The 11398-nt window shown below is 44.5% G+C and carries 9 protein-coding genes; 5 read left to right on the top strand and 4 right to left on the bottom strand.

Going from position 1 to position 11398, the window contains the following annotated elements; all coding sequences use genetic code 11:
* Positions 1-744, top strand: a 744-nt coding sequence (locus tag LN893_RS19645; RefSeq protein WP_229973049.1) for a DsbA family protein, incomplete at its 5' end; no start/stop codon positions are given.
* 1500 nt (positions 745-2244) lie between these two features.
* Positions 2245-2472 (top strand): hypothetical protein, encoded by a 228-nt coding sequence (locus LN893_RS19640; RefSeq protein WP_229973047.1) that lies wholly within the window; start codon positions 2245-2247, stop codon positions 2470-2472.
* Here the strand turns inward: LN893_RS19640 and LN893_RS19635 are convergent.
* The 3 genes from LN893_RS19635 to LN893_RS19625 all read right to left on the bottom strand — a co-directional run bounded on the left by LN893_RS19635 (position 2458) and on the right by LN893_RS19625 (position 4867).
* Entirely contained in the window at positions 2458-2619 is a 162-nt protein-coding gene (locus LN893_RS19635) for a hypothetical protein (RefSeq protein WP_229973045.1), read from the bottom strand. The genes LN893_RS19640 and LN893_RS19635 overlap by 15 nt on opposite strands.
* Before the next feature lie 257 nt (positions 2620-2876).
* Positions 2877-3836, bottom strand: coding sequence for a ribonucleoside-diphosphate reductase small subunit (locus LN893_RS19630; protein ID WP_229973043.1), 960 nt, complete (start codon positions 3834-3836; stop codon positions 2877-2879).
* Positions 3837-3889: 53 nt separating this feature from the next.
* Positions 3890-4867, bottom strand: a complete 978-nt coding sequence (locus tag LN893_RS19625) for an acyl-ACP desaturase (RefSeq protein ID WP_229973041.1) — start codon at positions 4865-4867, stop codon at positions 3890-3892.
* 213 nt (positions 4868-5080) lie between these two features.
* Between LN893_RS19625 and LN893_RS19620 the strand changes: the two genes are divergently transcribed.
* Positions 5081-5917 (top strand): helix-turn-helix domain-containing protein, encoded by an 837-nt coding sequence (locus tag LN893_RS19620; protein ID WP_229973039.1) that lies wholly within the window; start codon positions 5081-5083, stop codon positions 5915-5917.
* A 171-nt stretch (positions 5918-6088) separates the two neighbouring features.
* Here LN893_RS19620 and LN893_RS19615 read toward each other — a convergent pair whose 3' ends face one another.
* Positions 6089-6847, bottom strand: coding sequence for an NUDIX hydrolase (locus LN893_RS19615; RefSeq protein ID WP_229973037.1), 759 nt, complete (start codon positions 6845-6847; stop codon positions 6089-6091).
* 616 nt (positions 6848-7463) lie between these two features.
* Here LN893_RS19615 and LN893_RS19610 point away from each other — a divergent pair.
* Entirely contained in the window at positions 7464-9704 is a 2241-nt protein-coding gene (locus LN893_RS19610) for a TonB-dependent receptor (RefSeq protein WP_229973035.1), read from the top strand.
* A gap of 82 nt (positions 9705-9786) precedes the next feature.
* Positions 9787-11398 (top strand): glycoside hydrolase family 3 protein (locus LN893_RS19605; RefSeq protein WP_229973033.1); only part of this gene is annotated, 1612 nt, incomplete at its 3' end.

Raw genomic sequence — 11398 nt, 5'->3', positions numbered from 1 at the left:
TTGGTGGAGATACAGTTCTTCACCGACCCTCTTTGCTGTTGGAGCTGGGCATTCGAGCCTCAGTGGCGCAGGCTGCGCTACGAGTACAGTGGGAAAATAAGATGGCGCTACCGCATGGCGGGGCTCATTCCGAACTGGAACAGCTACAGCGACCCAATGAATAATGTGAGCAAGCCGCTTCAGATGGGTCCTGTGTGGCTGGAGGCTAAGTATAAATCGGGTATGCCCATGGATGACAGGGTGTGGTTTAATGATCCACCAGCGTCGTCGTTTCCTGCCTGTTTAGCTGTTAAAAGCGCTGGGTTGCAGTCTGCCGCAGCGGCAGAGAATTACCTGCGCCGTGTGCGGGAGGCAGTCATGCTGCACGGGAAAAACATTTCCAGGGAAGAGGTACTACTGGAAGTCGCACAGTCTCTTTCAGAAGAGGAGAATGGACTGCTGGATTACAGCCAGTTTGAGCGGGACCTAAAAGGAGAACCAGCACGTCAGGCACTTCGGGAGGATATGCAACAGGTGCGGAACCTAAGTATAACCCGCTACCCTGCACTGACGATAAGCAAGCCTGGACAGAGCGGTCTGCTCATCGTAGGGTACAGGCCCTATGAGGCGGTGGTGGGCACACTGAAAAAGGTGGCGCCTGAATTACAGCCAGTTCAGCAACTGACAGATGCTGACGAATATAAAAAGTTCTGGAGAGGTGCCACGGATAAAGAGGTACAAGAAGCTCTTGAGCTGTCACTGTAGGAGGCAAAAAACAAAGAGCTAGTTAGCGTCTTGTTCTAGAACCAATTTGTTGAGGAGCTTAATTTGTCATGCTTATTCAACAGTGCCCGCACTATTTATTGATTTTAGGCCAGGTCAACTACTACATTCGTATGAAGCCTTCTGTTTTTCGGGGTAAAGCGCAAGAGCAGCGAAGGCAACATTGCGGCTGATCTCCAAAAGACGAATCGGGATAAGGTACTTGCTGCCGTTCGAAGGTATCAGCAGCATAGAAAACAAAAGGATACCAGTGCTATTTAAAATTCGCACTGGTATCTATCCTAATAAAAGAGTTCTATTCTGTTTACTCTTGTTTTTTGTGGAGTCCCATTAACTTTGGACTTAGTCCTTCCAGGTTAGCTTAAACCTAAGCCTGTCACATCCCATAGTAGGTGTCGTACGCTCCGTATTCATTGTTGTCCAACATGCCGTCACCGTTGTCATTCCATAAACCGAAGACACCGTCCGTATATTCTCTTTCTCCCACCATGCTGTCATTGTCCATATCCCAGTCTGAGAAGTAGTTGTTTGCTCCTAATCCGGTTCCAAACTCGTTTTCATCCAGTACACCTTCGCCGCTAGTGTCCCAGTCAGCCCAGCTTTTATTATCAAAGCCGTAGTCACTGACACCAGTGTTCCATTCATTCTCACTCAGGCTGTTGTCGCTGTTGGTGTCCCAGCTATCGTAAAAACTGCTGTTAAACTCGTTCTGGTCTAACAGGTTATCATCGTTTGCATCCCACTCTTTAAGATTTCACACAACTGTAGAAATTCATAGAGACAACACAGAAGGAAAAAAATAGCCCTGGCACTACCAAAAAAGAATGGATCAAAGTTGATGTAGATGGACGAGAAGGTTGGGGACACAGTAGGTTCTGGTATAGGAAGGCGCTCCTGATTATCATGACACAACATTAACGGAGGAAGAAGGCTAATCAAGAATCTAAAGATAGCAGGCCCAGGCAGTTTAGTTGGGCTAGAAAACAAACTAGGCCTTTATGAGGGCATAAACAGATTAAAGAGGCTAACTGGTAAAGCGGAATGGAAAGTTCTAAAATCACCAGTCAGAATAGAGAATAAGAAGTTAATGTTAACACAGGTTTATGCCGAATATTATAGCACATCTCTTTTTAGTTTAGTTAGGAATCAAAGCACCTGTTAGAACTTCAACTAACTATTGACAGGGAAAGCGGCCAATTCGAGTTCACAGAAGCACATAAGGAAGGAAAGAACCTTGTGAACCTTGAGCTAATGATGCTGCTCGGTTATAGCTAAAAGCCACACCCCATTTTGAAGCAGAATAAAGCGTTTTAAGGAGCTTAACCTCTAACGCTTATGGCTCTATAAATCTACTGCATAAAACGCCTACTCCCCCTTAAAATCGAATACAGCAACTATTATAGCGTACATCAATAGCCTGAAGAGGACCCTTAAACAGATTTAGCCTTCCTGTAGCTCCAAAAACATTTAAAACCAGAGACAATGGAAAACAATAAAAAAGAAGAAATGCCTGACGAAGAGCAAGGTCGGGACAGCGGCTTAGGCAACATCACTGAAAAAGAGTTCATAAGAGACATGGTTAACCCCTACCTTCCAGAAGCCGACCTTATCGGAGACGATGACAACGATGACTATCTAAAAAAACTGTACGGGGAGGATTTCCTGGAAGGACTGGACTACGGAGACGAAGAAGACTCAGAAGAGGAGTAGCTTGTATGTTTCATTCAAAGTATAATCTACTTTGTATATGAAGCAGCTAGCCCCTAGGTAACTAGAGTAGTGCGGCGTGCTCTCCTCTTTGCCCTTTTCCAGAACAGCCACCTGTGCCTCTTTGGGGTTCATAATTTCTCTATTCATGGGCCGTGATAGCCTCTGTTGCCTATGATACACCCCTCTGCATTCTTCATTCGCAAAAAGTTAGCTGAAATGGTGGTTTCAGGATTATAAACCTGTGACAGCTTTTCGCACGCTTTGCCTCGGCATATACATCAATGGTCGGAACAAAGCATGAAGCGAAAAAAGTGGGGCAGCGGGGTGCAATTCTGGGAAAAAGCGATATACGTTATTCCAGAACTTTACAAGGAGAAAATTAATGAAAGAGAATTACAGACAACTTAGAATTCTTCGTTTAGCGAAAATACATTTTTGCCCCTGTCTGCCATCACCCCCGCCTTTTGGTAATCGCCCACACGCTTCTCAAAGAAGTTCGTTTTACCCTGCAGCGAGATCATCTCCATAAAGTCGAATGGGTTAGTTGAGTTGTAAACTTTGCTATAACCTAGTTCTACTAACAGGCGATCGGCCACAAATTCGATGTACTGGCTCATCAGTTTTGTGTTCATGCCGATCAGGTCCACCGGAAGCGAGTCTGTCACAAACTCCTGCTCTATACTTACCGCATCACGAATAATCTCGTGCACGCGCTCCTCTGGCAACTTGTTCTCCAGCATGCTGTATAGCAGACAGGCAAAGTCGCAGTGAACACCCTCGTCACGGGAGATAAGCTCATTGGAGAAGGTTAAGCCTGGCATCAGGCCGCGCTTCTTAAGCCAGAAGATAGAGCAGAACGAGCCGGAGAAGAAGATGCCCTCCACAGCCGCAAAAGCAATAAGGCGCTCGGTAAAGTTCTCGCTCTCGATCCAGCGCAGCGCCCACTCTCCTTTCTTTTTAACAGCCGGCACTGTTTCCAGGGCACGGAACATACGGTCTTTTTCCTGCTGATCCTTGATATAAGTATCAATCAGCAGAGAGTATGTCTCTGCATGTATATTCTCCATCATGATCTGGAAACCATAGAAGCAGCGGGCCTCCGGTATCTGCACCTCATTCATAAAGTTTACGGCCAGGTTCTCGTTCACGATGCCGTCGGAGGCTGCAAAGAAAGCCAGCACATGGCTGATGAAGTGGCGCTCACCGTCGTTCAGGTTCTCCCAATCTTTCATGTCCTGTCCTAGGTCTATTTCCTCTGATACCCAAAAGCTAGCCTCTGCCTTCTTGTACATCTGCCACACTTTTTCGTGCTGGATGGGGAACAGGACAAAGCGGTTAGGATTTTCTTTTAATATCGGTTCCATATAATTTTTAGATTTACTTTTGATTCTTCACATCATCGTTTAACTAGGACTATTTAGCCATTGATCCAGGAGAACTGGTACTCCAGCGAGGGGGCCTTTATCCTGTCAGCTACTTTTGCCAGGCGGTCAGCCAGGTTAAAAAGGTAGTCTCTGGACCTTTCCGCCTCGTCGCTAAGATGTTTCAGGCTTTCCAGCCGCCACTCTTTCAGCAGATCCTTAAAAATAGCTACATAATCTGCCGCCGTATACACGCCAAGGCGCTGTGCAGCAGCAGAAAAATGCTCGAAAGCCTTCCCGGTTGTGCCCCCAAGTTCCCTCAAGAAGTGGGCAGGCATTACAATTTTCTTGCGCATCATATCTTCCAGGGCCACTAAGGCACCGTTCGGGTCTACTTCTATTATTTTTGAGAAGAAGTATTTGTATGCTTTTGCATGGCGCGTCTCATCCGATGCTATCATCCCGCACATTCTCGACAATCTCATGTCGCCGTGCTTTTTTGCCAGCGAGCCTACGCGGCGGTGCGAGATATTGGTAGCCAGCTCCTGGAAGGAGGTGTAAATAAAATTGCGGTAAGGGTCATGGTCAGTCTGCAGGTCAAAGCCGTCAGCAATCAGGTACTGGGTTGAAACCTCCACCATGCGCGTGTTTATCCTACCGCACAGGTACAGGTACTTGTTTAACAGGTCCCCGTGCCTGTTTTCCTCAGCGCTCCAGTGCCTGACCCACTTCATCCAGCCGCCTTCGCGATAGCTACCAACACCGCGCACCAGGCTTAGCCATGAAGAGTAGGTGGGAAGTGCCTCTTCGGTGATTGTATCTCCTATCAGCACCACAAGCAAATCGTATGGCAGCCCTTCAGCCCCCTGCTGCAGCTCTTTCAGGTCACTATGGAAAGTATCGTGGCTGGTATCCGGAAGCAAGTCCGACGGTTGCCAAATGGTATCGATCGGCGTTAGAAAAGTGTCTATTTTTTCCCGGATGATGGGCTCTACATATGCCATCACCTCTTTTCTCTCTTCTTCTATAAACATTGTTAGTAGTATTAATAATACAGAGCATTCAGATGCTATGCATTAAGCTTTGCTTATGCATAGCCCCATGTGCTTCAGGACCGAACCTGTTATCGCTAGGTAAGTTACCAGCCAAACTGTTGCAGCTGTTACCCTGTCTCCTGAAGGCAAAGCTCTACCTTTATAAGAAAAACATACTTGTAAAAATTTACTAATTTTAGGTACTTGCAAAGCATGAAGCGACACAAGCAGTTTACGCCGCTGGTTATTATAGACCGTTCGGCAGAGAAGTGGGCACCCTACGAGCACGGCCATAACTACTATGAGATCATCTATATTAAGGAAGGATCGGGCATCCATCACTTGAATGATTCTAAGTTGGAGTATGACAAGGGTGACGTTTTTGTACTTACCCCCTCAGACAGCCACTACTTTATGATAGATGTGCCGACAAAGTTTATTTCAGTTAGGTTTACCGACTTCAAAGTACAAAGAGGCCTGAACGTGTCCTATAACTGGAGCCAAGAAGTAAACTTGTTACAGAGCCGTGTGGTTCGAAATTCGAAGGTGCATTTTACGGAGCAGGATAAGCTGCTTACAAGGCATGTTTTCAGTATACTGTATTCCGTTCGGGAAAACATCCTGGAAAACGAGTCGCTCATCTACCTTCAGGTACAATCACTGCTGGCAATCATCAAAAGAAGCCTCCCTGCGGCAATGGAAGCAAAGGCAATTGCTGCGAAAGCAGGGCAGCAAAGCAGACTGGAGCAGCTTATATCTTATATTCACGAACATATAACCCAGCCCCACCAGCTTCATACTTCACAGCTGGCCAATAACTTTTGTATGCCCCAAACATATGTGGGTGCTTATTTCAAAAGGAAAATGGATATAACCCTGAAGGATTACATCAATCAGTGCAGGCAAACGTTAATTGAAAGAAGGTTGCGGAGTGGGGAGTATACAATGAAAGAGATTGTGTCTGAATTTGGTTTTACCGACGAGAGCCATTTGAATAAGTTCTTTAAAAAGCACAGGGGTGTCAGTCCGAGTGAATTTAGGAAACAGTGACTTTTTTGATATGGTGACTATAGCAACCAGCGCTTTTTTATAGTTTTATTTTACCACTGGTATTACATGAACTTAGGAATTAACCTTTGATTTCCCCCTATATATCTAACAGATTTGAGCATCATCAAAGTCCAGTTTTATATAACCAGTTTTGGGAGGGGGTTGCAATCTTTACCAACCTTCTTTAAAACCGTTTTTCATAGCATTCTCATACTTTTCGATATTAAACCTGTACAAGTTAGGTGCTTTGTGTGCTCCTCCTTTTCTTGTTTCTTCTAGTTTATCTAAGATGTCATACCCAATCATTTTGCGGTAAAAGTTCCCCCTGTTAAGCTTTCTTCCTAAAATAACCTCATAAAGCTTTTGAAGCTCGGGCATGGTGAATTCATTAGGCAGTAAGTTGTAACCTATAGGCTCATAGTTAAGCTGTCTTTTTAAGGTTATCAGCGCCTGATCAAATATTTTCTGGTGGTCCATCATCAACTCTGGAAGCATGTCAATGTCTTGCCAGGCACAGTTGCTGGAGATAAGGTCGGATACTGGTTCCACGAGGGTATAGTCAACTAAGGCATAAAACCCGATAGAAATAAAGCGTTGCTTGTGCCAAAGTGTGTCGGGATAACCTTCAAAAAAACCTTCAGATCGTTTAGGGTCAGAAAAAACGCCAAACTGTTGCAGGTATGTGTTCTCTGCACCAGTACGTTGTTTAAGTACACGAACCGCAGCATCATGAATCTCTTCCTGTTTTTCCAGATAGCCTCCTGGTAAGCCCCATAGTTCCTGGTCTTTCAATTTCAATAATAAAACCTTAAGGCTTGCATCATGAAAACCAAATACGACACAGTCTATAGATACGTGCGGCAAATATAGCTGCCAGGCTTGTTTGGATTCTTTCTGTAATATTTCCTTTAAACTGTTATGCTCTTTCATCAGAAATGCCTTTATCTAGTAACTACACAGAAAATGAGCCAGCAATCTTGCGACTAAGTACTGTTTCTGTACTTACAGTTGATGGTTAATTTTTAATTGAGTGACAACAGAAAAAAATACGTCTTTCCAATCTGCTCAAATCAAGATACATTTTCAAAGTTAACTTACTTCTGACGATAAAAATAATATACATCACACTGGTATATTTCTTCATTATAGAAATCACCACTGTAGAAAAGCACAAGCACGGTAAAATCAGATTTGTTCTTCAATTCAAGTAAAAATTTATATTGTTTTGGAGCCTCCTTTATATTGAGTTAGTACTTGCTTTATAAAATGTAAAATTGGCGTTCGACATGAAGTCTTGTTTACATTATACTACTTATACTTCCTGCAGTAGGTCTCTCTTCTTAAAATACTGTATAGCTTCTTTATGTTCGTAACTGTTTTATATCCTGTATTTTGTATGTGTTATTAAGGTTTTATTAAGAGGCTTGGACATTTTAGGAGAATTTTTTTTCTCTGTGTTTATTGTTTCTTTGTGAAGCAATAAGTATAATTGTTTCGTAATGAAGCAATCACTTATATATATTTGGTGGGTATAACTTAATGTTTTATGAAAAAATGTCTACTTACAGCTTTGGGTATTTCCTTGCTCCACAGTTTTAGTTTATTAGCTCAAAGTGTGGAGCCTGTCCCTTCTGACACTCTCTTAGTAGAAGAGGTAGCCACTAAGGAAGAAAAAAACCGGAACGTTATGCTGAATGCGGCCAACAACACAGGGCCGCGTGAGGTAAATATCGGTCTTCCGACTTCCGTAGGAGGAATCACCATTCAGGAGAATGACTTGCCAGTGGTTTACTATTTCTGGCCAGAACTGCCCAACCGCACCTGGAGGTCGAGTGTGAGCTTGGATAGAGTTGGATTGATGAAGATTGGTGAGGCAGCTATTACTACTGGTGAACTAGGCTTTGCTGTAAACTCATACACTAAGTTAGGTGGGGATAAATTTGAGTTGGTGGGCAATATCTCTGGCAGTCACTTTGGCTGGGTGAAGGGTGATGTGAATGTCTCGGGTCCTTTAGGTAAAAACTGGTATTATACTGCTGGTGCTTATGCCAACTATGATCCCAGCACCTACGATTTAAAGTTCGCTACCTATTCTGACCGTACTCAGGTTTACCGTGCTGGTTTAACCAAGCGCTTCGATAATCGGAAAGGTGAAATCAGTTTTCTGTATAAATACACGAACTCAGCTTCTCTTAACAATTATGCCATTTTCAGATATAATGAAGGTGGCAAGGCTGAAGAGCTTTCAGACTTCAGAATCGGCAGGGATTCTTACGTCGTGAACGATGGCATTCTTCGGTTTAAGGATATTCTCACAGGAGAATTCAGTAACCAGGACATGGGAACTAGTGATGCCGCTTCATTCTCTCACAGTTTTGATGTTTTAGGACATTACCAGCTAAAGAATAACTGGAGGTTCAATTTTATGACCCGTGCCCGTTATGCAGAGGCTACTTACTTGGATGCTATTCCGCTTAGTGTTTTCTCGGCAACAACTGCTGACGGATTCATAAAAAAGAACACAGGAGAGGCCTACAATGGAAATGTAAACTCTATGCTGGCCATGCACATCCCTGGTACTCCTACCAAAACTGTCTTATCACGTTTCGAACTTCAGAAGAAGCTAAAGAACCATAACTGGCGGATAGGGCTTTCGGAGCAATATTATAGTGTTGATGAGTACACCTCCAACCGTTCTTTCTACTACCAGACAGCAACTGCCGCTCCTGACAAACTGTTGAGAGAAACGCAAGACGGAACTTCTAGTACTGACGCCGAGGGTTTCTATAACTATAACGTAGGGGGGGAGTATCATAACGGCTACGAGAACAAGTTATCAGGTTTCTTCTCTGATGAGTGGAAAGTATCTGACCGCTTTTCAGTGAACTATGGCGTTAACTTACGCTACCAAAAAATGAAAGGGGATTATTACCTGACTCCCAGAATAATAGGTGTTGTGTTCAATGAGCAAGACAAGGTTTATTTTGATAACAACTGGTTCCACCTGGGAGGGTCAATCAATACTGTCCTTCAAGTAACTAAGAACGCAGGTCTTTTAGCAGACTTTACTTATACAGAAAACAATGGACGCCTTGAGAACTATTCTGGTGCTGCTGTGCCTAATCTCTCTAAAATTAAAAGCCCACTTGTAGGCTTGGGGGTTTTCTACAACCACCCTAAATTCAGTGTAGTTTCTCAGGCAAGCTATCTTACCAGAAATAACTACCAGACAAGGCTTAACCTGGTAAACCCTGATAATGCAAGCCAGTCTGAAGTAGCAACGGTGTACTATGACATTCAAACCATTGGCTGGACTACCGACATAGTAGCTAGTCCTTTCAAAGGCTTCAGCCTGCATTACCTTATCACGCTGCAAGATCCGGTTTACAAAAACTATAACTTTAGCGCATTTGGCAGAAACTACTCCTATAACGATAAGAATGTACTGGAAATTTCGAAGATGCTCATGGAGATTGACCCAAGCTATACCTACAAAAATTTCAAAGTGTGGGCTAGCTTCCGCTACTTCTCAAAGCAGTTTGCCAACCTTACTAATGTGCTATACTTCCAACCTCGCTGGGAAACCTTCGGTGGGGTGAACTATGAGTTTAACGAGCACTTTAATGCAGGTTTAACGGCGGTTAATTTCCTGAACCAGCGTGGCGCTAAAGGAACCATAAACGGAGCTGAATTAATCACAGATCCTTCTCCTTACTACGGAAAGCTGCTGGTGGGGTCTTATATCCGTCCGTTCACCCTTGAAGGATCTTTAAATTTCAAATTCTAACAAAAATATTTTCAGTAAGCCATCAATATTACCTCTTCAGTCCACACAGCATCAATTTAAATCAATAAAGATAAATGTCAGTATGAAAAAATATAATAAACAGAGAACGATAAAAGCAAATCTGCTCGCAGCAATGATGCTGCTTGGAGCCTCCTCGCATGCTGCAACCGCGGCAGACAAGGCTCCCCAACAAATTACCTTAAATGGCTTCACTTTCGCAGACCTAAACCGTAATGGAAAGCTGGACCGATACGAAGATTATCGCCTATCTATGCAAGACAGAATCAATGACCTGGTCAACAAGATGACCGATGAAGAGAAAGCAAGTATGCTTATTGGTACAGGCATGCCGGGCTTTGATGGCCTGGCCCCTGTGGTTGGTACCATTGAAGGACGCGTGCCTGGCGCTGCTGGCGGAACGCATGAAATCAAACGCCTAGGGATTTCAGAGGTTATTATGGCCGATGGTCCAGCAGGGCTTAGGATCAACCCAAAGAGAGAGAATGATGCTAACACCTACTACAGTACTGCTTTCCCAGTAGGTACTGCACTAGCCTCTACCTGGAACACCCCGCTGATTGAAAGCGTGGGAAAAGCCATGGGTAATGAGGTGAAGGAGTACGGAGTAGACGTGTTGCTGGCTCCTGCCCTCAATATTCACCGAAACCCGCTCAACGGCCGGAACTTTGAGTACTACTCTGAGGACCCGCTTATCTCCGGCAAGATTGCCGCGGCCATGGTAAACGGTATTCAGTCTAACGGCGTGGGTACTTCCATCAAGCACTTTGCGGCCAACAACCAGGAGACCAACCGCCTTTCTATCAACGTGCACGTGAGCCCTAGGGCGATGCGTGAGATTTACCTGAAAGGTTTTGAAATTGCCGTGAAAGAGTCTCAGCCCTGGACGGTGATGTCTTCCTATAACCTGGTAAACGGCACCTACACCTCCGCCCGGAAAGACTTATTAACCGATGTGCTGCGTGATGAGTGGGGCTTCAAGGGTATTGTGATGACTGACTGGTTTGGCGGTTATGCTGGTTTTGATGCGTTGAAAGGAAGCAGCAACGTAACGGCGCAGCTTTCAGCCGGCAACGACCTGCTGATGCCTGGCATGGACGCCCAAAAGCAATCTATTCTTGCTGATATGAAGAGCGGCAAGCTTTCTAAAGAGGTGGTAGATACCAACGTGAAAAGAATACTGGAGCTGGTATTCAAATCTCCGGTGATGCAGAAGTACAACTACACCAACAAACCTGACCTGAAAGGAAATGCTGAGGTAACCCGTCAGGCTGCCGCAGAAGGAATAATATTGCTGAAGAACAACGACAATGTACTGCCTTTCACCTCTAAAGCAAGTCCTATTGCCGCCTTTGGGGTCACTTCTTACTCGTTTATCTCAGGTGGTACCGGTAGCGGTGACGTGAACGAAGCTTATACTGTCTCCCTTTTGGATGGCCTTACCAACTCAGGCTTCAAATTAGATGAGAAACTGAAAAGCATCTATGTTCCTTTTGCGGAAAAGGCTAATGAAGCAGAAGCTAAAAGACGTGAAAAAGAAGGCTTACTGTCACCTCCCACGAGATTGAAAGAGATGGAAGTGAGCAAAGATATTATCAATAAGACAGCTGCTACTTCTGAGCTGGCCATTATTACCTTAGGAAGAAACTCTGGTGAAGGCGGGGACCGCGCTATTG

The sequence above is a fragment of the Pontibacter harenae genome, assembly GCF_020907245.1.
Classification (GTDB): domain Bacteria; phylum Bacteroidota; class Bacteroidia; order Cytophagales; family Hymenobacteraceae; genus Pontibacter; species Pontibacter harenae.
This window is presented reverse-complemented; position numbering and strand designations above follow the sequence as displayed.